Annotated in this window: 23 protein-coding genes; 15 read left to right on the top strand and 8 right to left on the bottom strand. The window is 65.3% G+C overall.

Annotated elements, in window-relative coordinates:
• The first annotated feature begins 842 nt into the window (after positions 1-842).
• From ABIR74_RS04625 to ABIR74_RS04610, 4 genes are all read left to right on the top strand, one after another.
• The gene (locus tag ABIR74_RS04625) at positions 843-1,460 is read left to right on the top strand and encodes a LuxR C-terminal-related transcriptional regulator (RefSeq protein WP_348175449.1); all 618 of its coding nucleotides are present in this window, start codon (positions 843-845) and stop codon (positions 1,458-1,460) included.
• 214 nt (positions 1,461-1,674) lie between these two features.
• On the top strand, positions 1,675-3,609 hold the full coding sequence (locus tag ABIR74_RS04620) for an EAL domain-containing protein (protein ID WP_348175448.1): 1,935 nt from the start codon (positions 1,675-1,677) through the stop codon (positions 3,607-3,609).
• A complete protein-coding gene (locus ABIR74_RS04615) occupies positions 3,606-4,088 on the top strand; it encodes a hypothetical protein (protein ID WP_348175447.1) in 483 nt (160 codons plus the stop codon). Before ABIR74_RS04620 ends, ABIR74_RS04615 begins: the two co-directional genes overlap by 4 nt.
• A gap of 38 nt (positions 4,089-4,126) precedes the next feature.
• The gene (locus ABIR74_RS04610; protein WP_348175446.1) at positions 4,127-4,453 is read left to right on the top strand and encodes an HD domain-containing phosphohydrolase; all 327 of its coding nucleotides are present in this window, start codon (positions 4,127-4,129) and stop codon (positions 4,451-4,453) included.
• A 3-nt stretch (positions 4,454-4,456) separates the two neighbouring features.
• On the opposite strand, the gene ABIR74_RS04605 is transcribed toward ABIR74_RS04610, so the two are convergent.
• The gene (locus tag ABIR74_RS04605) at positions 4,457-4,786 is read right to left on the bottom strand and encodes a diguanylate cyclase (RefSeq protein WP_348175445.1); all 330 of its coding nucleotides are present in this window, start codon (positions 4,784-4,786) and stop codon (positions 4,457-4,459) included.
• A 75-nt stretch (positions 4,787-4,861) separates the two neighbouring features.
• Between ABIR74_RS04605 and ABIR74_RS04600 the strand changes: the two genes are divergently transcribed.
• Together ABIR74_RS04600 and ABIR74_RS04595 are read left to right on the top strand one after the other, a co-directional pair.
• Positions 4,862-6,334 (top strand): diguanylate cyclase, encoded by a 1,473-nt coding sequence (locus ABIR74_RS04600; protein ID WP_348175444.1) that lies wholly within the window; start codon positions 4,862-4,864, stop codon positions 6,332-6,334.
• A gap of 266 nt (positions 6,335-6,600) precedes the next feature.
• Complete coding sequence (locus tag ABIR74_RS04595; RefSeq protein WP_348175443.1) at positions 6,601-7,512, top strand: hypothetical protein; 912 nt, start codon at positions 6,601-6,603, stop codon at positions 7,510-7,512.
• A 213-nt stretch (positions 7,513-7,725) separates the two neighbouring features.
• On the opposite strand, the gene ABIR74_RS04590 is transcribed toward ABIR74_RS04595, so the two are convergent.
• Positions 7,726-8,568: a GNAT family N-acetyltransferase gene (locus tag ABIR74_RS04590; RefSeq protein ID WP_348175442.1), complete on the bottom strand. Its 843-nt coding sequence runs from the start codon at positions 8,566-8,568 to the stop codon at positions 7,726-7,728.
• A 39-nt stretch (positions 8,569-8,607) separates the two neighbouring features.
• On the opposite strand from ABIR74_RS04590, the gene ABIR74_RS04585 reads away from it, so the two are divergent.
• On the top strand, positions 8,608-8,937 hold the full coding sequence (locus ABIR74_RS04585) for a stress response translation initiation inhibitor YciH (protein WP_348175441.1): 330 nt from the start codon (positions 8,608-8,610) through the stop codon (positions 8,935-8,937).
• 3 nt (positions 8,938-8,940) lie between these two features.
• Here the strand turns inward: ABIR74_RS04585 and ABIR74_RS04580 are convergent, their stop codons facing one another.
• The gene (locus ABIR74_RS04580; RefSeq protein WP_348175440.1) at positions 8,941-9,864 is read right to left on the bottom strand and encodes a DMT family transporter; all 924 of its coding nucleotides are present in this window, start codon (positions 9,862-9,864) and stop codon (positions 8,941-8,943) included.
• Between the two features lie 17 nt (positions 9,865-9,881).
• Here ABIR74_RS04580 and ABIR74_RS04575 point away from each other — a divergent pair, with 17 nt between their 5' ends.
• Positions 9,882-11,060 (top strand): pyridoxal phosphate-dependent aminotransferase, encoded by a 1,179-nt coding sequence (locus ABIR74_RS04575; protein WP_348175439.1) that lies wholly within the window; start codon positions 9,882-9,884, stop codon positions 11,058-11,060.
• 9 nt (positions 11,061-11,069) lie between these two features.
• A complete protein-coding gene (locus tag ABIR74_RS04570) occupies positions 11,070-11,792 on the top strand; it encodes a CpsB/CapC family capsule biosynthesis tyrosine phosphatase (RefSeq protein ID WP_348175438.1) in 723 nt (240 codons plus the stop codon).
• 2 nt (positions 11,793-11,794) lie between these two features.
• On the opposite strand, the gene ung is transcribed toward ABIR74_RS04570, so the two are convergent.
• Complete coding sequence (gene ung / locus ABIR74_RS04565; protein ID WP_348175437.1) at positions 11,795-12,466, bottom strand: uracil-DNA glycosylase; 672 nt, start codon at positions 12,464-12,466, stop codon at positions 11,795-11,797.
• Positions 12,467-12,617: 151 nt separating this feature from the next.
• On the opposite strand from ung, the gene ABIR74_RS04560 reads away from it, so the two are divergent.
• Together ABIR74_RS04560 and infA are read left to right on the top strand one after the other, a co-directional pair.
• On the top strand, positions 12,618-12,821 hold the full coding sequence (locus ABIR74_RS04560) for a cold shock domain-containing protein (protein ID WP_348175436.1): 204 nt from the start codon (positions 12,618-12,620) through the stop codon (positions 12,819-12,821).
• Positions 12,822-12,913: 92 nt separating this feature from the next.
• A complete protein-coding gene (infA, locus tag ABIR74_RS04555) occupies positions 12,914-13,108 on the top strand; it encodes a translation initiation factor IF-1 (protein WP_348175450.1) in 195 nt (64 codons plus the stop codon).
• 107 nt (positions 13,109-13,215) lie between these two features.
• Here the strand turns inward: infA and ABIR74_RS04550 are convergent, their stop codons facing one another.
• From ABIR74_RS04550 to ABIR74_RS04540, 3 genes are read right to left on the bottom strand one after another with little or no spacing between them, the layout of a single operon-like run.
• A complete protein-coding gene (locus tag ABIR74_RS04550; protein WP_348175435.1) occupies positions 13,216-13,665 on the bottom strand; it encodes a hypothetical protein in 450 nt (149 codons plus the stop codon).
• A gap of 30 nt (positions 13,666-13,695) precedes the next feature.
• A complete protein-coding gene (locus ABIR74_RS04545) occupies positions 13,696-14,583 on the bottom strand; it encodes a putative Ig domain-containing protein (RefSeq protein ID WP_348175434.1) in 888 nt (295 codons plus the stop codon).
• A gap of 17 nt (positions 14,584-14,600) precedes the next feature.
• Entirely contained in the window at positions 14,601-15,113 is a 513-nt protein-coding gene (locus ABIR74_RS04540; protein ID WP_348175433.1) for a PH domain-containing protein, read from the bottom strand.
• A gap of 50 nt (positions 15,114-15,163) precedes the next feature.
• Here ABIR74_RS04540 and ABIR74_RS04535 point away from each other — a divergent pair, with 50 nt between their 5' ends.
• Genes ABIR74_RS04535 through ABIR74_RS04525 form a run of 3 tightly spaced genes read left to right on the top strand, consistent with a single transcriptional unit; the run spans position 15,164 to position 17,757 of the window.
• Positions 15,164-16,231 (top strand): lysylphosphatidylglycerol synthase transmembrane domain-containing protein, encoded by a 1,068-nt coding sequence (locus tag ABIR74_RS04535; RefSeq protein WP_348175432.1) that lies wholly within the window; start codon positions 15,164-15,166, stop codon positions 16,229-16,231.
• A gap of 45 nt (positions 16,232-16,276) precedes the next feature.
• Positions 16,277-16,480 (top strand): hypothetical protein, encoded by a 204-nt coding sequence (locus tag ABIR74_RS04530; RefSeq protein WP_348175431.1) that lies wholly within the window; start codon positions 16,277-16,279, stop codon positions 16,478-16,480.
• Positions 16,481-16,503: 23 nt separating this feature from the next.
• Entirely contained in the window at positions 16,504-17,757 is a 1,254-nt protein-coding gene (locus ABIR74_RS04525; protein WP_348175430.1) for an MFS transporter, read from the top strand.
• Positions 17,758-17,760: 3 nt separating this feature from the next.
• Here ABIR74_RS04525 and ABIR74_RS04520 read toward each other — a convergent pair whose 3' ends face one another.
• On the bottom strand, positions 17,761-18,912 hold the full coding sequence (locus ABIR74_RS04520) for an MFS transporter (protein WP_348175429.1): 1,152 nt from the start codon (positions 18,910-18,912) through the stop codon (positions 17,761-17,763).
• Between the two features lie 726 nt (positions 18,913-19,638).
• On the opposite strand from ABIR74_RS04520, the gene ABIR74_RS04515 reads away from it, so the two are divergent.
• Positions 19,639-20,415 carry an SDR family oxidoreductase gene (locus tag ABIR74_RS04515; RefSeq protein ID WP_348175428.1) on the top strand — a complete coding sequence of 259 codons (777 nt, stop codon included), beginning with the start codon at positions 19,639-19,641 and terminating at the stop codon, positions 20,413-20,415.
• Positions 20,416-20,650: the final 235 nt, after the last annotated feature.

Below are 20,650 nucleotides of genomic sequence, written 5' to 3'. Positions count from 1 at the left end.
CGTCGCGCGCTCCCTGGAGTGAGTAGCGCCACGATCAGGCTTGTTCTCAACGAGTTGAGGGATGCTGGGAAAATTCGTTCAAGCACAGGCCGCTCTGCGAGCTGGACGAGGATTGACTGAATACGCCATGGCGCGTGATGGGCGTTCGCGCTCGCTGGTCGGCAGCTCGTAACGGAATCGGCTCCGGAGAGCTCGCCTGGATGCTCGTCAACCGTCGCAGACTGCGACTTGACATCTTCTGTCTCCACCTCGTCGTGGCTGTCACCACCCCTAGAGAAGATTCGCAAGGAGGCTCTCACGAACCTTCGTCCGCTGGAGGATCCGCCAGCCGGCTCCCCAAGCGGCTTCTCCCAAAGAGCCGTTACGAATCGAGCCTCGATCCAGTCAACGGGTACTGCCTGGCCGCTCCCAGAGCGCTGTTCCGAATTTCTGAAGCTGTCCCATAAGGATTCGATGTGCAGGGGTTTTCTGGCCTTGCGGAAAGATTTAGTTCGTCAGAAAGCCCCCGGAAAGATGTTGTAGTCCGCACCTCGACCAATTGGCAGGCAAGGAAACGCATCGCGTCTGGCGATACGGTCGATCGTGCTATGTCTGCTCCCGAGAGTGGGAGAGCCTAGGGACTAGCTGACTGGCTCCTCGCCGTGCAGGCGACGGAGCGCGGTCTCACGGTCTATGTCGTCCAGGTGTGCGTCGAGGTTCGTCGTGGTCGGGCATGGGGTTCATCCCGGAGGGACAATCGTCGCGACAGAAGCGAGCACGCGAGGGTTTGAGTTCGGTGACGGTTGGGCAGCCTAGAAGGTGGATAGTCCTCGTCATGGAGTCATGGGTTGGGGAGTGGTCGGATGAGTGGCCTCAAGCGTGAGTTGCACGTGCTGGGTACGTCGGTCGAGTCAGCGGTTGAGGAGATGGCCGTCCCCGCAGGGTTGTTCGATGCTGATGGCGTGATTTTATGGCAGAACGCTGCCTCTCTGGCGCTATGGGGGTCGCGTATCGGCACCAACTTTGCGCACCTTTCGGGTGCCGAGGTTCAAGTCGGCGAGCTTGAGGCATTCCAAGAGGTAGTTGCCACCGGAGAGCCGTCGGACATTTGGATGCAACTGACCAACGTGGACGGTGCGCCCGCGTCGATCATCATGAACATCCACGCGCTCCGTGACGACAACAACACCGTAGTCGGCGCGCTCGGAATCACCCGCGAAGCTAGTGTCGTTAGGCGTCCCGCCGCTACGGTTCCGGGCCTTACGGAGCGGCACATCGAGATTCTGCGGCTCCTCGCTTCAGGGCGAGCCACTGAGGAGATCGCCTCTGATCTGTCGTTGAGCCCGGCGACGGTTCGTAACAATATTGCGAAGCTGATGGCGGTCCTCGATGTTCACTCTCGTCTGCAGGCTGTCCTGGCAGCGGGCGAGGCGGGGCTCCTCGACCCGGAACTGGTCGGCCCGGTCACGCCACGATCGTAGCGCGGTAACCGCTCCCCGTCGGGGAAGCAGGAGCGTGGACTTCCCCTTCTGGCAGCCTGAGGCGTCAGATTCGTTTGTATCTGGTGACACTCGGTTTGTCGCCGATAACGCATCTGTGACGCGTTTTGGGACTGATGGCGGTTTGTTTCCTGCGTTGAGGCAGGAGGCTCGTGCTCGCTTCTCTGAGCGGGCGCCTGTTCGGCTCGTTCGCGAAGTGGAGCGAACGACCGATTTTTGGCAGGCAACGGTTGATTCGATCGAGGAACATGTTGCGGTTCTCGATGAGGTCGGCACTGTGGTCGCCGTCAATGCGGCGTGGCGCGACTTCGCAGCTGCGAACGGCGGCGGGGCGGATGTTTGCGTGGGCGCTGATTATTTCGGTGTGTGCGAGCGTTCCGCGGGGGCTGGAGATCGGTTGGCGTCCGAGGCGCTTGCTGGGCTGCGCGGCATCGTGGCTGGAGATCGCGAACTGTTCGAGCTTCTGTATCCGTGCGACTCTCCCACCGAGCAGCGCTGGTTTCGGTTGCAGGCACGCATCTTCGTCGCCGCCACGCAGGCTCGGTCGATCGTCGTCACACACCGAAACGTCACTGAAGCGCAGCGGCTCAACGAGCAAACGAGGTTTCGGGCGCGGCTGCTCGACGGTCTTCAGGCGGCGGTGATCGCTCTCGACGCCGACGGCTGCGTGACGGAGTGGAACAAGGCAGCCGAGCACTTGTACGGGTGGAGCCGAGAGGAGGCTCTCGGTTGCCGAGCGCGCGAGCTGCTCGTGCCCGATGACCAGCGTGAAGCGGCAGCGACTGCGATTGCGGCGCTGCAGCAGTTCGGGGAGTGGATCGGCGACTTCGTCGTTCAGCGGCGTGACGGTTCCAGGGTGACGATCTCGGCCCACAACGCCCTGGTGTACACCGGGGACGGCGACGTGGAGGGCATGGTCGGCATCGCGACGGACGTGACCGGACGGATCGCCGCTGAGCACGAGATAAGGGGGGTTCGCGACTTCTTGCGCGCGGTGACCGACAGTCTCGGCGAAGGTTTGTTTGCGCTCGACGACAGCGGGCGAGTCACCTACGTGAACGACACAGCCGCGGAGCTTCTCGGGTTCCCGCCTGCCGAGCTTCTCGGCGTCCGCATGCACGATCTCACACATTTCCTGCATCCCGACGGCAGCCCTCACGCCTTTCAGGACTGCCCTATCGAGCACGCTCGAACTGAGAAACGCGTGATGCGCGTCGACGATGACGTTTTCGTTCGCAAGGACGGTACGCTCCTTCCGGTCGCCTACACCGCCTCACCGTTCAAGACCGAGCGAAGCGTCACCGGATCGGTCATCGTGTTCCGTGACGTCACCGTGCAGAAGGCGGAGGCCGACCGACAGCAGAAGGAACTCGACGCGCTCGGATGGGTAGGGCGTGTCCGTGAAGCGCTCGCCGACGGCGGGCTTGTCCTCCACTCGCAGCCGATCGTGTCTGCTCGCACCCGAGAGCAGGTTGGTGAGGAACTGCTGCTCCGCCTGGTGGTCGGCGAAGAGATCGTGGCCCCAGGTGTGTTTCTTCCGCCAGCGCAGCAGTTCGGATTGATGGGCGAGATCGACCGATGGGTGATCCGCGCCGCGATCAAGCTCGCCCAGGCCGGTAAGCCGCTGTCGATCAACCTGTCGGCGGGCTCACTTGTCGACAGCGATGTGACCCGCCTGATCGAGCGCGAGATCCGATCGGACGGTATCGACGCCGCGCTGCTGACCTTCGAGGTGACCGAGACGGCGATCATCGCTGACGAGGCGGCAGCCAAATCCGCTCTCACACGGCTCCGTGAGTTGGGCTGCAAGATCGCCCTGGACGACTTCGGCTCCGGCTACGGCGGCTTCCACTACCTCAAACATCTCCCGGTCGACTTCATCAAGATCGACCGGGAGTTCGTCGGCGACATCATCGACGACCGCTACAGCCGCCACGTCGTCGAGGCGATCGTGAGCCTCGCCCGCGGGTTCGGCGTAGCCACCGTCGCAGAAGGCGTCGAGAGCGCCGCGATCCTGGAGCTCCTGTCAGAGCTCGGCGTAGACTGCGTCCAAGGCTACTTCCTCGGCCGACCCATGGCAATTGCTTCGCCGAACCCAACGACACCAGTCCACGAGAGGAAGATTGGATGAGCAACCAGGAAGACATAGACCACACGAGCGAACTCCAACACGACATCGACCAAGAACAGGCGCTGGCCGATCTCGACCAGGCGGTCGGCGATCGCGAACAGGCGATCGCAGACCGCACCGACGAACGCCTCACCGCCGATGACGCCCAACTCGGAGCCGACGAAACGAGCGCTCCCGACGAAATCGCAATCCAAACCCAGCTCCGCCGCCGCCACATCGGACTCGAGAACGCCAGACGCCGCCTCGACAGCCATCAATCCCAGCTCGGCCAAGCGCAGACCGGCCGCGACGAGCGCCAAGACACCCTCGACCACCAACAAGATGCGCTCGAAAGCGGCGAGCAACCCGCTCCGCCCGCAGAACACGAAGACAGCGAACGCGTACGCGCCGCCGAGGAACGCGCCATCGCCGCCGTCGCACGCGCCGAGGCAGCACTCCACCGGGCCGAAGCACTAAGGCAGCGCCACAAACCAACCTAACTCTGCTGTACGGACGCGACGCCTTCACGACCTCGGTCATGCAGCAGGCTGCCCCACTTCACGGCGTAGGCAAGCTGGCTGTATGTGCGGCAGAGATCGCGCTCTCTCACCGTGAATGGTGGGACGGAACGGGCTACCCAGCGCGCTCACGGGGCGACAAAATACCCCTCAGAGGACGCATAACTGCGGTTGCCGACGTGGTTGACGCGCTAACTCACGCGCGGCCCTACGAGGACGCATGGAGCGTCGGGCAAGCGATGGATGAGATTCAAGGACTCAGCTGTCGACAATTCGACCCTGCCGTAGTTGAAGCGTTCAACCGGACGCTTCAGCTACCTGTCGGTTGCGGGCCAACCGAGTCATAACGGTCAGGCACGGAGCGAGCGGGCTTTGAGAAAGTCGGCATCGGCTCGGCCGATCAGTGTCTCCAGCGTGTCATCGGGGCGGGCCTCGGCGACACCGAACGTGACGGACTGGTTTGGGTTGACCGATCCGAGGGCTGCCACCGCGCTCTGCAAACGCGCCGCTGCTTTGGCTTCGTGCAGATTCGGCATGAAGCAGACGAGTTCGTCGCCGCCGTACCGCAGGACGATGTCGTAGGCGGTCGTGAAGACGACCGGAAGGGTTCGCGTACGGCGTGTGTACCCAGCGTTGATGCAAAGGCGGTGGGTCGGAACGCTCGGTTCCAAGTTCTCCACGGAGGCACCCTCGGAGGTGGTGGTGTCCGTGGCGGCGACATCAAGGTTCGTGGACTGTGCGCCGATACCCTGATGGTGAACCGTAAGCCAGGCATCTCGGACGATTCCTCACCGGCCCATCGCCGCGTTGGTGACGAGGCGCTGCGGCGCCACCTTCGACGGGCATATCGGTCAGAGTTGACGCGGGTCTGGTTGCCGGCGGTGTGTCTCCTGAGTCTGCTGATCGGCGGGATGAGTGTCCTCCTGCTCCACAGCCAGGAGCAGTCACGCGTCGAGCTCGAGCGACGCTTTGCGCTTCGCGCCGCTCTCCAGAGCAGCTTCGTCGCTGCCTATGTCGCTGATATCCACAAGCGTGAAGTGGCGCAGGCTGCCGAGCTGCTCGCAGGCCGAGATACCAGCACGACCCGACTCGCTCGCGCCAGTGGTGTGTTCGGTTCCAGCGCGGCCGTTCTCCTCGATGCTCAGGGGCGCGCGTTGAGCGTCCTGCCCGCCAAGCCGGAGTTGATCGGCAAGCGGCTGGATGTGAAGTATGCGCACCTCCGCGCCGCGGTCGCCGGTACCTCCGCCGTTTCGGGGGTCGTGCCTTCCGCCACCCGGTCCGAGCCGATCGTCGCCTTTGCCGTCCCTTTCCACTCTCCTTTCGGACGCCGCGTCTTCAGCGTTGGCGTTCCGATCAGTGGGGGGCCACTCCGGCAGTTCCTCGGCAGTGGTTTGCCCTTCAAGGGCGGCCGGGCCTACCTGATCGACGCCGACGGCAGGCTCATCGTTGCCGGCGGCTCAGCCGAGCAGGTGCTTGCTCTTCCGCCCGAGACGCTCGGGACGAGCGGGAACGTTGCCGTCAACGGCACGCAGTACCGCTTTGACTCCGAAGCTGTTCGGGGCACTCCCTGGCGGTTGCTGACGCTCGCTCCTTCCTCCCAGCTCCTCGCCCCGCTGTCCGGCCCGAAGAAGTGGATCCCGTGGGTTGTCCTCCTGGCCTTCGTGCTCGCAGCGGCGGCAGCCCTGTGGCTGCTGGGCAAGCTCATCCGCCGCAACGCCGAGCTTTCCCACCTCGCAGCTCACGACTCGCTGACTGGCGCCGTCAATCGCCCTGCGCTCGAGCTGGCCTTCGATCGCCTGGCCCTCGAAGGTCGCCGATCGAACTCGGCGACCGGCGTGCTGGCGATCGACCTCGATCATTTCAAGGACGTGAACGACCTCCACGGGCATGCCGTCGGCGACGAGCTGCTCCGCCGCGTCGTCGAGACCCTGATCGCGACCGTGCGTCCGTCGGACATCGTTGCTCGCATTGGTGGCGACGAGTTCATCGTCCTGCTCGCGGATGTCGACCAGCAGAAGGCAGACGAGGTGGCCGAGCGAGTCGTTCAGAGCCTCGGCGAGGTCCTGTTCCCCGTCGGCGTCGCCGGCCTTCGCGCCAAGTGCAGCGTTGGCATCGCCCTTGCCGGCCGGGACGACTCGATGGACAGCGTGCTCGCTCGCGCCGACGGCGCCCTTTATGAAGCGAAGTCCGTCGGCCGGAATGGTTGGCGCGCCGCCCTCGTCGCCTAACAGGTTTCGTCGTATTCCCGACGCTTCGGCATGCCCCGACTAATCGACCGGGAGTGGCGACGACGTCCTCAAAAGCTTCACCGAATGAGATAGCAAGATGTCAGCCCGAGCGGCTCCAGCCGCCCTCCGGGTCGTAGTTCGGGTGTCCAGTTGAGAGAGCACAGTTGTAAGCGTTCCTGGCGACGTTGTAAGTGTTCCTCGAAATCGCGCAAGAACCGGTCGCTCCCCGCTTCTACCTGGTGTACACCCAACCAGGGGAGAATATGATGACGCGTAAATTCCTGATCACCGCAGTGACGGTGATGTCACTCGTGATCGTGGGCGTGGCGGCTGCAGCGACGGTGCCGGTCTCGATCACGAAGAACGGGTACGTACCGAACGCGGCGACGATCGCAGTCGGCGACACGGTTCAGTTCACAAACACCGACACGGTCGCTCACCAGGTGATCTTCAAGTCCACGACCGGTGTAACCTGCACGCCGAACCCGCTCGTGCTGCAGCCGACGCAAACCGGTACGTGCACGTTCGCGGCACCGGGAACGTTCACCTACTCCGATCCCAACGTGAAGGGAAACACCTTCCGCGGAACGGTTACCGTGACCGGCCAGGTGCCCGCCGAGACGCTGACGCTCTCGGCGCAGCCGAAGGCGGCCGTCTACGGGAGCAAGGTCACGTTGGCGGGGACGCTTTCGAACCAGAAGGTCGGCGAGAACGTCGATGTGCTCGCGACCCCCTGTGGACAGACCGCGGCAGCCAAGGTGACCACGGTGCAAACGACGGCCGGTGGCGCATACACCGCCGTTATCGCACCGCTCAAGAACACCGTGTTCACGGTGAAGGTGAAGAGCACGTCGAGCAAGGCCGTGACCGTGAAGGTGAAGCCACGTCTCCGTCTCGGCAAGGTGGCAGCGCACCGCTACTCGCTGCGTGTGTTCGCCGCCCGGAGCTTCGCGGGCAAGTATGGAACGTTCCAGCGCTACAACACCACCCTCGCGCGTTGGGTCAACGTCAAGCGTGTGCTCCTGCGCGCCAACTCGACGGGGATCGCCCCGACGGTGATCTCGAGCGTATCGTTCCGCTCGACCGTCCCGTTGCGGTCGAAGGTTCGCGTTGTCCTGCCGCAACTCCAGGTCGGCGGCTGCTACCTGCCGGGTCGCAGCAACGTGATCCTCGGCTAACACAAGTCGACTGATGCTGGGCATCATCCGCTGCTGCGCCGCGCCAGCGGATGATGCCCAGAATGATCGCGGTCTTGCGATCGCATACGAGTTCGGCGCGGGCCAGTTCTGCCTCGACTACCTCCAGGCCGCCCGCCACGGTCGAGGCCTGCCACGCCGCCTACCTCAACCTGATCACGCGGAGGTCGCCATTCCCGGCGGCGTTCGACACACCTATGAATCCGGCCGACAATCTGGCTGCCGTGAAGGCAACCGGCTTCCTCGTGAGCTGCCCGGCGCCAGTTCGGCCTGTAGTTCCGATTCCGATGCGGTGAAACCGACGGTTCGGTAGATGCGGATGGCGGCGTCGTTCGGGTCAGCGACCATCACGAGCGTCTCGGCGTCCAGCTCCGCGATCCCGTACTGGCCGACGTGATGGACGAGCGTGCCCGCGAGACCGCGTCGCCGGAACTCGGGGTGGGTCTCGACGGACTGGAACCGCGCGAGGCCGCTGCCGGCGGTGATCAGCCCCATCTGCGTCACGAGGCGGTCGTCGGAGAAGGCGCCGAACCATTGCCCATGACCGTCGGATACGAGAGCTCGGTTGCTCTCAACCCGCAGCGTGACGAACTCCAGATGGTTCTCCTCGTATCCGTCATGGCAGGCGAGTGTGAGCAAGATGCTCTGTTCCCAGTCACCGTCGGAGGAGAGGGCGCGGTACGTCGCTTCGGCGTTCGGGACGGGAGGAAGTTGCACGGACCTCGCTGTCATCACGGTGAGGGCGTCGATGGAGAATCCCTGTTCGGCGAAGCCGGCTAGCTCTCCGAACTCGCCGTCTGGACGGTCGAACGCGAACGCGCGATGACGCGCGCCCGGAAGAGTCGCGACGAATCGCTCGAGCCATTCGGCGATCGCGTCCGAGTCAGGGACGTGATCGAGCACGAAGAAGTTGCCCCAGTAGAAAGTCGGGTTGCGGGGCGTGCGAACCACGAGGTGATCACCGCGATCCTCGACCGTGGATCCGGCGCGCTCGAGGAGTGCGAGATCCGTTCTGAGTCCAAGCGAGGTGACGTCCATCGCGACGAGGGTAGCTCCCGAGGGCGTTACGATCGGGTCATGTCGAACCACCGCCTTGTCTACTCGACCGCCGGCGGCGATCATCGCCGTACGCCCAGTGAACAAGCTTCGACCTCGAAAGGCCCGCAGCTTCCAAACGACGGTGTCGCGCGCGTCTTCCGAGAGAAGGGTGGACGTGGCGGCAAGACGGTGACGGTGGTCCGAGGGCTCAGGGGCGACCTCAACGGGATCGCGAAGGATTTGAAGCGGCACTGCGCCACGGGCGGGGCGGTCAAGGAGGGGACAATCGAGATCCAGGGTGACCATCGCGACAAGATCGTGGCCCGTCTGCTCGCCGCAGGAATCCGCGCGAAGCCTGCCGGCGGTTGACCCTCAGCTGGAGTCGGGTGTCGGAACGGCCAGGACCGGCGCGGTCATGGGTGCGGGATCGTTGCTCGCGGTCGCCTGCACGATCACCGCGATCGTGATGATCGCTCCTCCGACGAGCGTTGTGGCGGTCGGCCGCTCGGAGTAGGCAAGCCAGACCCAGAGGGGGCCGAGAACGACCTCGAGCAGGGTCAGGAGCGCGACCTCTGCGGAGGGCAGCATCCGCGCTCCCACCGTGAGAAGCGTGAGGCCGAGCCCCATCTGGAAGAAGCCGAGAAGAAGGAATATCGTCCAGTCGGAGCCGGTCGCTGAACCGATCGAGATGAATGGTGCGAGCACGACCAGGACGAGCACCTGCGAGGCGCAGGTCGCGGGGAGCATCGACACCTCCTGTCGATGCCGTGTGATCACGATCACGACGGCGAACGAAGTCGTCATCACGAACGGGAGTAGGACTGCAAGCGCTCCCGCGTCGAGAGACCCTGCGACCATCACCGACATGCCGACAGCCGCAACCGCGATTGCGAGCCAGGTACGCGCGGCGATGCGCTCAGACATGACCACCCAGGCGAGGAGCGCCGCGAGCATCGGTGCGGCGGCCTGGAAGAAGAGGACGTTCGCGACCGACGTGTAGTTGAGGGCGAACAGGAACGTCCCCGACGAGATCGCGAGCGAGACGGTCACGATCACACCGCTGAGTCCGAGCGAACGGAGCGAGGCGATCGCGCGGCCTCGCTCCGTGAAGCCGACGACCCCGAGCAGGAACATGAACGCGAAGAACGCGCGTCCAGCGATCTGGGTTGCCGCTGTGGCCTCGAGTGCGTGCTGGCCGAGCCCCGCGGTCGACCACGCGATCGCTGCGCCGAGAATCGCGATCCGGCCGTTCCTCGTCCTCCGCTTGGCGTTCGCCACGTCCACGACGCCAGTCAACCACGTAGGGTCAAGGGATGCGGAGGGCCAACGTCACCGACGCGGTCTCGCGTCTCGGTACCGAGGGCGCATTCGCCGTTCTCGCCCGCGCGCGGGCGCTCGAGGCAGACGGCCACGACGTGATTCACCTCGAGATCGGCGAGCCCGACTTCGAAACTCCGCCGCACGTCGCGGAGGCGGGAGTCGACGCGATCAGGGCGGGGGAGACGCACTACTGCCAGACGGCCGGGCTACCCGCGTTGCGCGAAGCTGCCGCAGCATCGCTTTCGTCATCGCGGAACGTCGCCCTCGATCCGCAGAACGTCCTCGTGGCGAACGGGGCCAAGCCGTTCCTCTTCTTTACGGTACTCGCTACCTGTGGGGCTGGTGACGAGGTGATCTACCCCGACCCCGGCTTCCCGATCTACGAGTCGGCCGTCCGATTCGTGGGGGCGACGCCCGTGCCGCTTCCGCTGCGCGAGGAGCGCGGCTTCAGCTTCGATCCGGCCGAGCTCGAGAGCCTGCTCAGCGAGCGAACTCGACTCGTCATCCTCAATGCACCACACAACCCGACGGGCGGCGTCATTCCCGGCGCCGACCTCGAGCGTGCGGCCGCCGCGATCCTTCGTACGCCCGCCTGGGTGCTCACGGACGAGGTCTATTCGCGGATCACGTACGACGTCGTGGCGCCGTCGATCGCGTCGCTGCCGGACCTGCTCGACCGCACGATCCTCCTCGATGGCTTCTCGAAGACGTTCTCGATGACGGGCTGGCGGCTCGGCTACGCCGCGGTTCCCACCGATCTGGTCGATCCGCTGACTCGGCTGATCGTCAACTCGACATCGTGCGTGCCCCCGTTCGTCCAGCTCGCGGGCGTTGCTGCGCTAGAGGGACCGCAGGATGCGGTCGTCGAGATGGTTGCCGAGTTTCGCCGCCGCCGCGACTACCTCGTCCCCGCACTGAACAGTATTCCCGGCATCAGCTGCATCGAACCCGGCGGGGCTTTCTACGCCTTCCCGAACGTATCGCAACTCCCGCTCGACGCGGATACGGTCGCGGAGCGCCTCCTCGTCGAGGCCGGAGTAGCACTCCTCGCGGGGAGGGCTTTCGGGATCCATGCGACCGATCACCTGCGCGTGTCGTATGCCTCGTCGCTCTCGAACCTCGAGCAGGCCGTCGAGCGCATTCGCGCGTTTGTCGCCTCATTGGATACCTGATCCAGCGCGATGCGCGGTTTCATCGACGTTCACTCACATGTCGTGCCGTCGTGCGACGACGGTGCTGAGGGAATCGAGGAGGGTCTCGCTCTCTGCCGCATCGCCTTCGAGACCGGCACGGACGTGCTTTTCGCGACGCCGCACGCGCACGCCCCGTGGGACACCTTTCCGAGAAGTCCCCGGCGGGATGCCGTGTACGCCGCCGCGTTGCCAGTGATGCAGAAGGAGGCCGCGACATGGGGTCTCGACCTTCGGCGCGGCTGGGAGGTCTACCCGACCGTGATCGCGCCGGAGAACGTGGAGGAGTACTCGCTCGAGGGAACCAGGGGAGTCCTCATCGAGTTCCCCGGCTTCTGGCTCGACCTGGACGACGCGGTCGCGATCGTCTGCGAGGCAGCGATGATCGTGGAGAGCGCCGGACTGCTGCCGATACTCGCCCATCCGGAGCGCTGCCGCGCTGTCGCTGACGATCCGGGGTGTGTTCGAGCGCTCGTCGAACGGGGCTGGTTGCTCTGCGCCAACGCACCATCCTTCCTCGGCGGCCACGGCCAGACCGCGGAACGTACGGCGTGGGCCCTCCTCGACGCAGAGCTGATCGCGCTCGTCGCATCGGATGGGCACACCCGCGGACGCCCGCCCGTCATGGACGACGCGTACGCCGCCGTATGTGAGCGGCGAGGCGAGGCGGCTGCGCGACCGCTGTTCACCGGTTCAGCGATTCCCTGGTGCTGAGCTCACAGCCGCCAGTCGACTTCCCGAACCCCGGCCGCCGCGAGCAGTGCGTTCGCACGCGAGAAATGGCGGCAGCCGAAAAAGCCGTTGTGGGCCGAGAATGGCGATGGATGCGCGGCCGTGAGAACGTGGTGCCGCGCCGTGTCGACGATTGATCCCTTCTGTTGGGCGTAGCGCCCCCAGAGCAGGAAGACGATTCCGTCGCGCCGCGCGGACAGCTCTGCGATGACGCGATCCGTGAACGACTCCCATCCCTTTCCGGCGTGGGAGGCGGGTAATCGCGGAGCCACCGTGAGCACGCTGTTCAGGAGCAGCACGCCACGTTCGCCCCACGGCGTGAGGTCGCCGGTCGTCGGCGTGGGAACGGAGAGGTCGGCTGCGAGCTCGGCGAAGATGTTCCGCAGCGACGGCGGGTGTGCGACGTCGGAGGGAACGGAGAACGAGAGCCCCATCGCCTGGCCGTGGCCGTGGTAGGGGTCCTGCCCCAGGATCACGACGCGCACGCTCGGGAGGGGGGTTAGCCGGAGCGCGTTGAAGACGAGGGGAGCAGAGGGGTAGAACCCGCGCCCGGCTACCACCTCCGAGCGCAGAAACTCGCGGAGTCCTTGCATGCCGGGCGTCTCCAGCTCGTCGCCGACCGCGTCCAGCCAGCTGGGATCCATCATCGGGGTCACAGGCGACAGATGATACGAATCCGCATCGCTGGAGGGTCGCCCGTGCTGTCGGCATTGGGTACGCTTTGACGCGAAATCCGAGCGCGGTTCCGGAGGCGACATGATGCTTCCTTCACCCGTTCGACATCGGGTGAGAGGAGGTGTTTGATTCATGGCAACAGGAACGGTGAAGTGGTTCAACGATGCGAAGGGCTACGGCTTCATCGCCCCGGACGAGGGAGGCAAGGACCTCTTCGTCCATCACAGCAACATCGCCGGTGAGGGGTTCAAGACCCTTGCCGAGAACGCGAAGGTCGAGTACGACGCCCGCGAGGGTGAGAAGGGCCCGGAGGCGACGAACGTCGTCGCCCTCTAGGACGATGTCTGCGCGTGAGGCGCGGGGTCCAGTGCGACCCCGCGCCCGACTCGCTCGAGGAGGTGCGGCCCGTGGGTGAAGAGAAGATCGAGATGGAAGGCGAGGTTCTCGAGGCCTACCCAAGTGGCATGTTCCGCGTCCTGCTCGACAACGGGCACGAGATGATCGCCTACACGGCGGGCAAGATGCGTCGCTATCGGATCCGGATCAATCCTGGTGACCGGATCAAGGTCGAGCTCTCGCCGTACGATCTCAGCCGCGGGCGAATCGTCTACCGAAACCGCTGAGCACCGGACAGGGCTGAAGCTTCTCAGCCGGTTGCAGCGGTCAGAGACCTCAGCCCCGTGCCCACGGCCCGAACTGGACGAAGGAGAAGCTTGCCCGCGCTGTTCGGTTACCTCTTCTTGCCCTTGCGGCCGGTCGAGCCCGGGCGTTGCTGCACGATCATTCCCTGCGCTCCACGCTCCTGCCGCCGCCTCTGGTCACGGTTGACGGGCTCGGGCATTGCGCCCTGCTCGCCGGCCATCGCGACGTAGGCCTTGCGCTCCGCGGGCGTCATGACAGCGAGCGCACGCTGCGCCTGCTCGGGGGTCTTGATCTCACCGAATGTCTGCATCTTCTTGATCGCGCCGGCGAGCTCGGGGTTCGAGCGCTCGTAGGCGGCGACGGACATCTTCTGGAACCAGCGTCGCATGAACGGGATCTTCGAGAGCAGCGTCACGATCGGACGCAGGAAGCGACCGTTCTGGATGCGCGCGAGGAGGTAGAGCACGCCCATCGCGAGTAGGAGCACCCCGATGAAGATGAACGGCAGGAGGTACAGGGTGTTGATCGCGAGTGGCATCGTGCGATTCTAGCCGCTTCGAACGTCAGGTCAGGGGGTGATGGTGATGGTGAATCGCCGCGCGACTGACCGGCCCGCGATATCGGTCGCACGTAGGAGGAGCGACCGCTTCCCGGCCATGCGAGGAGTACCCGACAGCACTCCGCGTGGTTTCAGCGCTAGCCCTGCTGGAATCGCTCCCCGCACGAGCACCCACCGCACGGGTACGGTGCCGCCCGTCGTGCGCAGGCGGATGGTGTATCGACCCCTGACGTGGCCAGCGGGAAGCCGGGTCGTGGCGATTGCGAGCGGACGCCTGGTGGGCATTGCGACGAGACCGAGGTCGTCCAGTTTTCCATGGACAAGGGTCGCCATCGCGATCGCTCCGTCACGGCGCAGATGCAGGCCGTCGGCTTGAAACCAGTCCGGATGACTCCGGGAGTAGAGATTCCAGTCGACCACGGTCAGCTCCGGATGACGTGTCGAGGCTTCGCGGATCAGATCGTTCATGTTGAGATACGACTGGCGTTCCGCGCGAAGGGTGAGCCAGAGGACGCTCGTGACGCCGGCATCGCGCAGCGCCGTCAGCGTCGTCTCGATCGTCGACGCGAACGTGCTCTCATAGTCGTTGTACCCGGTCGCGACGACCACGGTCGGCCCGAGACGCAGCGACGGAAGAAGCTCGATCAGCGTCGGTGGCCGTTTGCCCTCGTAGGGGCAGCTCTCGCCAACGAGACGTCGACAGGGCGCCACCTGGAGGTCGAGGTCGATCCCGCGTTCGAGGACGAGTCTGGCGTCCGACTCGAGCGCCATCGCCGTGGCAATCGAGTCGCCGATCACAGTTACCCTCGCCCTGGGTGTCGTGGAGGAGGCGGCCGAAACCGTGGCTGCACCAACGCAGACAGCCGCGACGAGTATCAATGTGAAGGCGCGTCGCACCTTCAGAGGATAGATACCTAGGCGAGCCCGCCCTGGCCGTCGTGCCGACCCGCTGCCTTCTCGTCGTCACGAGCATGCATGATGCGCTCGCGCAGATCCTGCGGGTCGTTCACGCCGATGAAGCTGAATCGATCCGCGGCGTTGTCGCCTGCCGTGTCGAAGTCGATCGATCCGACCCTCATGATCCGGTCGACGGGAGATTGCTTGACCGTGATGTTCTGGATGCGGTCGACGTTCGTGCTGCTCTCGGTCTTGGAGAGGATCCCGCTGCGAATGTTGAGGCGGCCCGTCGTGATCGTGTACTGCGTGAAGAAGCGCTGCATCCAGCCGATCACGATCGTCACGGCCAGACCGACGAGGAGAACCGTCGCGATCACGGCGTATGAGAGGTCGATCCCGATCTGCCGCAGGAGGAGAAGCAATCCGAACAGAGCGAGGGTTGCGGCAAACCATTTGACGTGGAAGGAGAGCATCGCGCGCCACGTGGGGTGACCTTCCCAGATCATCGACTCGTCTCTCATCATCTCCATGGCGCTCGACGATATCAGCGGCGTCGGGGGCGATTGATTACCGTGGCGCCGTGAGCAGCGTCGACACGCCCGATGGTGCGCCCGAGTTCCGGAAGAAGCAGCGGGCCGGTTGGAAGCGTTACGTCTTTGGAGGGGCAGGGATCGCGATCGTCGTCGTCACCTTCGCGGTCGTGCTGCCCAGGATCGCCGACTACCGGGACGTCTGGGACGTCGTCACGACGCTCACCTGGGAGTGGATCGTCGTGTTGTCCGCTGCGATGGCTCTCAACATCGCAACGTTCGCGCCGCCCTGGATGATCGCGTTGCCGGGCCTCGGCTTCAAGCAGTCGCTCCGGATGACCCAGGCATCGACAGCGCTGTCGATCGTCGCGCCCGGAGGCGCGGCGGTCGGCATGGCAGGGTCCTTCGGGATGCTTCGGGGTTGGGGCTACTCGACGAGCGACGTGACGCGCGCCGTCACGCTGACGGGGGTCTGGAACCAGCTTGCGAACCTCGTCTTCCCGGTCGTCGCGCTCTTCCTGCTCAAGGCAAACGGAGGCGAGACTGCGTTGCTCGGTACGGTGGCGTTTGCGGGCGTCGTGGTGCTCGGGGTCGTTGTATCCCTGCTCGTGCTCGTCCTCTACTCGGAGAGCCTCGCCCGCGAGGTCGGCGACGCGGTCGCGGCCTTCGTCTCGTGGGTCAAAGCCCGTGTTCGTCGCGGGCCAGTGGCGTTCGGTGGCGCGAGTTTCGTCCGGTTTCGCAACGATGTCGTCGACCTGCTTGCCCGGCGCTGGCATGTCCTTACGCTGGCGAGTCTCGCGGGCAGCCTGACAGTTTTCGTGCTCCTCTTGCTCAGCCTGCGCGCCGTGGGTGTCCCGGCCTCGGAGGTCGACGCGATCGAGATCTTCGCGGCCTGGTCGCTCGTACGCATCATCGGGGCGATCCCCATCACACCGGGAGGGTTCGGGATCGTCGAGCTCGGCCTCACGACCGCGCTCGTTGCCTTTGGCGGGGCAAACGCGAAGGTCGTCGCAGCGGTCCTGATCTACCGCTTTCTGACGGTGGTACCCACGCTCGTCCTCGGAGGACTGGCTGCGATCACTTGGCGCTCGCGAGCCGCCATTTCCCCCGACGGCTGACGCTGTATCGGGAGGAAACTGCGACGAGGCGGGGAACCAGATCGGGTGGAAGAGAAGAGCCACAAGGACGAGATGGGCGCCGCCCTCCGCGGCGACTTCGAGCGGATGCGCCGTCGGCAGGCCGGGGAGGGCGACCCGGTAGGACAGGTCGTTGAGTCGACGGCAGCGTTGACGTCCGAAGAGCCTCTCGTCACGGTTGATGACGCCTCGTCTGGGTCATGGCTCGATCGGATCCTCGGCCGCTCCTGACGTCGCTGCGCTAGCTTCAGGACATGCTTCGCCGCCTCGTTCATCTGATCTGGGGGGCAGAGGTCGATCCGGCGCTTCGCCCTGTCCTGCTCGTGACGCTGATCGGCGCGCTCGCCGGATCGAGCGTCTGGAGCTTCATGGGGATCTGGGCGTTGAAGGAGGTCGGCGCGACCTCGTCCCAGCTCGGATACGGCTACCTCGTCGTGGCCTTGACGGCGGGCGTCGTCGGCTACATCGCCGGCCACCTCTCGGATCATTTCGGTCGCCGACGGCTGATGCTCGTCGGCCAGGGCATCTTCGCGATCTACATCCTCCTGTTTCTCGGCGCGGGCCATCATGTCTGGCTCGGCCTCGGACTGATCGTGGGGGCGGGGGCGCTCGGGTCGCTCGGCGGATCCGCCGGGCAGGCGATGGTTGCGGATCTCGTCCCACCCGAGCGGCATGAAGCGGCCTACGCCTCAGTTCGCGTGGCGGCGAATCTCGGCGTCACGATGGGGCCGCCGATCGGGAGCCTCTTCCTCCTCATCGGCGGCTGGTCGTTCTTCTTCCCATCCGTAAGCCTCCTCGCGCTGAGTTCGTGGGTGCTTGCCTTTCGCTACCTGCCGGTGCGGGGCGCCTACGCTCCCGAGGGGCCACCCGAGCGTGGCTCGCTGCGCGTGATCCTCCACGACCGAACGTTCCTCCTCTTCCTCGCGGCGAGCATGTTCGCCTGGTTGATCTACGTGGCGTACGAGACCGTGCTCCCGATCTCGCTCGTCGAGAGCCACGGGATCCCGGAGTGGGGTTGGGGCTTCCTGCTCGTCGTCAACCCGCTCCTCGTGACCGTCTTCCAGCTGCGGCTCACCCGACGGGTCACCGGCATTTCCCCTGCGCTGAAGTGGGTCGTGGCGATGCTCCTGATGGGACTACCCTTCCTCTTCCTGCGCGTCACGTCGGCCCTCCCGGTCATCCTCGCGATCCTCGTGGTGTTCGTCATCGGTGAGATGCTCTGGGTCCCGACATCGCAGTCGATCGCCGCTCGCATGGCTCCGGAGGACCTTCGCGGCGCGTACATGGGGGCGTTCGGGAGTACGGCTGCGATCGGATTCGCCCTTTCGCCCTTTCTCGGGCTCCAGGTGCGCAGTGCGGGTGGGGACAGCGCAATGTGGGCCGCCTTCGCCTGTGTTGCGATCCTCAGCGCCGCACTCGGAGCGATAACCTGTCTTCATGTAACGCGCCCGGACGCCCGTGATAACGCGGCAGCGGATGATCCCGTGGGCAGCGAGGCTGCTGCCTGACCTCTACTCGGCCGTTGGCGCCGGCGCGCCAGTCGCATTCGCAGTGCGGAGGGAGGTGAGGGTGATGAGCGCTACCGCGGCCCCCACCATGTAGGGGGCTGCGTTACCGAGGGCATCGGCGGTCGCCCCCCCGAGAAAAGGGCCGAGCATCACGCCTCCGGCCCAGGCCGTGTTCATGAAGCCGAAAGCCAGCGTCTGCGGAATCTCGGCCGACTCTCCTCGATCCGAGATCAGGGCCGCGCTGGGTGAGAAGATCAGGGCGGCTGCGATCGACGCGACGATGACGAGAGTGGCGATGGCATACGGACCGTCGAGGGCCGCAAACGCAAGGCCGGTGATCCCGAGCAAAAGGAGCCCCGCCCTCACCGGCACGAGCCTGCCCCGCCGATCGCTGAAGCTGCCGATCAATGGGGCAAGGATGACTTCGCTGAGCCCGGCCACGATGAACGTCGCCGCAATGGCGATCGTGCTCCAGCTCGCGTCATCGAGCGAGAGCGGTACGAGGAGATCGAGCACACCGAGAAAGAACGCGGGCACCAGCACGAGCCAGAGTGCGGCGAAGAAACCGCGATCGCCGAGGATCCGGCGAAGAGCGTCAGGGGGCTGCTCTTCCGCCTGGCCGGCGGGTGAGGAAGCGGCGAACGCCGCGACGAGAACCGTCAGGCCCGCGATCGTCAGGAACGTTGCCCTCAGCGACGTCAGTTCGGCGAGGGCACCGATCGCCGGCCCGACGATGAACCCGAGGACTGCGATGCTGAAGATGGTGCCGACGGCCTTACCGCGCTGGTCGCGGGGCGTGGCCAGGGTGAGCCAGGCGAGTGCGCCGCACCACGTGATCGCGCTCGCGACGCCCTGGGCAAAGCGGGCCGCTCCGAGCATGACCGTGGACTCGCCGAGGGAGAAGGCGAGCGTCGAGACGGCGAGCACGGCCAGACCGACGACGACCGTGCTCTTGGGGCCGATCCGCGACGCGAACATCCCCGACGGTATTCCGGCGATGAGCGCTCCGGCGCCGTAGGCCGCCACGAGGAGACCGGCCCCGAGCTTCGACAGCCCGTATGTGTCGCTGAGCACGGGAACCAGGGGGACGATCGCCGAGAAGAGCATCGCGTCAGCGAAGACGGTGATGCTGACGACGGCGAGAAGGCGGCGCATGGGCTCGAGCATACGTTGTCGGCCCTACGGGCTGGACCAAGAAAAATGCACCGAGTCGGTTGCCCCTTCGTCCGACTTCCCGGTTGACCCTCACCGAAGTGAGTGCCGACTGGGGAGTCATCAACCTCCGGTGCTCCGTTCTCGGTGCACACGGAAATCTAGGGCCTCGAGTTCACGTCGTCAAGAGGCTTGGCAACCTAAAATGCGCAATTTGCATTGAATTCGCATTGTGCTTCCTAGAATTCGCATTGTGGGCCGCCGCCCACTTGGCGCAGTGGCACACGAGAGCCTGAGGTATCGGGGCACAAAAAAATGCACCGGGGCGGTGGCTCCCTCGTCCGGCTTCCTGACTGACCTTTCGCCGAAGCGAGCGGCCGATCAGGAGTCCATCAACCTCAGGTGCTCCTACCTCGGTGCAATCACCAACCTAGTAGGTGCTGGAACGCCCGTCAAGATGTCTAGATCGCAAACTCCGCAAATTGCAGACTTTTCTTCGAACAGCGTACGAGATTGCGACTCGTGCTGTGTGTTCTAAAAAGTATTCGAGCGCGTATTCGCCGAGCCGGGCCGCGTTCGTCCACCTGGCCGGCTGACGTTCCGCTTCCGCGTACTGCCTCCCGGCGAGGCTTCGTCCTCTGGCGTCCCGTGCTCGGCGCAGAGAGGAATCTATGCTTTCGGCGGCACGGAGATCAAGGGCCAAGAACATGACCTTCCCGCAAATTGCGAATGTCTGGAGTCGCCATGAACGGAAAGCACATCGTCGTCACGGGGGCCGGCACCGGAATCGGCCGTGCGATCGCGCGGCGCCTCGGGCGCGACGGAGCCTCGGTGACGCTTCTCGCGCGCGACCGGGACAGGCTCGAGGCTGTTGCAGCGGCGATGGAAGGGCCGACGCACGTTGCCGCGTGCGATATCCGCGAGCGGGGCAAGGTGGAGAAGGCGTTTGCGGGGGCGGTCGATCACCTCGGGCCCATCCATGCCCTCGTGGCGTGCAGCGGGATCGGCGGCCCGAACGGTGGTGAGCCTGATGCCGATCGGTTCGACGAGATCGTTGCCACGAACCTGAACGGCACCTACTACTGCTGCCGTGCGGCTCACGAGCGCCTTGCTCCCGGCCCCGAGGCGCGTCACCTCATCCTCATCTCGTCGATCCTTGCGCGGATCGCCGTGCCGAAGTACACGGGCTACAGCGCATCGAAGGCGGGGCTCCTCGGTCTCGTTCGTTCGTTCGGCGCCGAGCTCGGCGAAGACAACATCCAGGTCAATGCGATCTGCCCCGGTTGGGTCGATACCGATATGGCGTGGGACGGCCTCGACGCGATTGCAGGCGAAACGGGAGGCACCCGTGAGAGCGCGTACCGCGACGCGATGGGGGCGGTTCCGCTCGGCCGGATGTCTCTGCCGGAGGACATCGCAGGCACGGTGGCATGGCTGCTCTCGCCGGATGCGCGCGGCGTCACGGGGCAGGCGATCGACCAGAACGGTAGCGCCTGGGTGGGCTGAAGACCCAGCCAGCGCCACTGTGAGGAGCTCGGGGCGAGGGGAGAACGCGTGGGGGGCGCCGCAGAGGCGCCCCCCACGCGGGATCGAACCAGCAGGTATCTAGCGGTCGTACTCGGTGTCGGCGGGAACGGCGAACGCCGCCGCTTCCCTCCCCTCCAGTTGTTCGAGTTCCGCATCGGTGCCCATCCGAACCGGGCCCTTGAACCACTTGCTCGCCGAGAGGAGCCACCAGCCT

Source organism: Gaiella sp., from assembly GCF_039915195.1.
GTDB lineage: Bacteria > Actinomycetota > Thermoleophilia > Gaiellales > Gaiellaceae > Gaiella.
The sequence above is the reverse complement of the archived record's forward strand: the minus strand, read 5'-3'. Positions and strand labels throughout refer to the sequence as shown.

Bases quoted from the DNA above. Each gene is read 5' to 3' on its own strand.
- ABIR74_RS04625 (WP_348175449.1), top strand. From the start codon at position 843: ATGAGTGGCCTCAAGCGTGAGTTGCACGTGCTGGGTACGTCGGTCGAG.
- ABIR74_RS04615 (WP_348175447.1), top strand. From the start codon at position 3,606: ATGAGCAACCAGGAAGACATAGACCACACGAGCGAACTCCAACACGAC.
- ABIR74_RS04610 (WP_348175446.1), top strand. From the start codon at position 4,127: ATGCAGCAGGCTGCCCCACTTCACGGCGTAGGCAAGCTGGCTGTATGT.
- ABIR74_RS04595 (WP_348175443.1), top strand. From the start codon at position 6,601: ATGACGCGTAAATTCCTGATCACCGCAGTGACGGTGATGTCACTCGTG.
- ABIR74_RS04590 (WP_348175442.1), bottom strand. From the start codon at position 8,568: ATGGACGTCACCTCGCTTGGACTCAGAACGGATCTCGCACTCCTCGAG.
- ABIR74_RS04585 (WP_348175441.1), top strand. From the start codon at position 8,608: ATGTCGAACCACCGCCTTGTCTACTCGACCGCCGGCGGCGATCATCGC.
- ABIR74_RS04575 (WP_348175439.1), top strand. From the start codon at position 9,882: ATGCGGAGGGCCAACGTCACCGACGCGGTCTCGCGTCTCGGTACCGAG.
- ABIR74_RS04570 (WP_348175438.1), top strand. From the start codon at position 11,070: ATGCGCGGTTTCATCGACGTTCACTCACATGTCGTGCCGTCGTGCGAC.
- ABIR74_RS04560 (WP_348175436.1), top strand. From the start codon at position 12,618: ATGGCAACAGGAACGGTGAAGTGGTTCAACGATGCGAAGGGCTACGGC.
- infA (WP_348175450.1), top strand. From the start codon at position 12,914: ATGGAAGGCGAGGTTCTCGAGGCCTACCCAAGTGGCATGTTCCGCGTC.
- ABIR74_RS04550 (WP_348175435.1), bottom strand. From the start codon at position 13,665: ATGCCACTCGCGATCAACACCCTGTACCTCCTGCCGTTCATCTTCATC.
- ABIR74_RS04540 (WP_348175433.1), bottom strand. From the start codon at position 15,113: ATGGAGATGATGAGAGACGAGTCGATGATCTGGGAAGGTCACCCCACG.
- ABIR74_RS04525 (WP_348175430.1), top strand. From the start codon at position 16,504: ATGCTTCGCCGCCTCGTTCATCTGATCTGGGGGGCAGAGGTCGATCCG.
- ABIR74_RS04520 (WP_348175429.1), bottom strand. From the start codon at position 18,912: ATGCGCCGCCTTCTCGCCGTCGTCAGCATCACCGTCTTCGCTGACGCG.
- ABIR74_RS04515 (WP_348175428.1), top strand. From the start codon at position 19,639: ATGTCTGGAGTCGCCATGAACGGAAAGCACATCGTCGTCACGGGGGCC.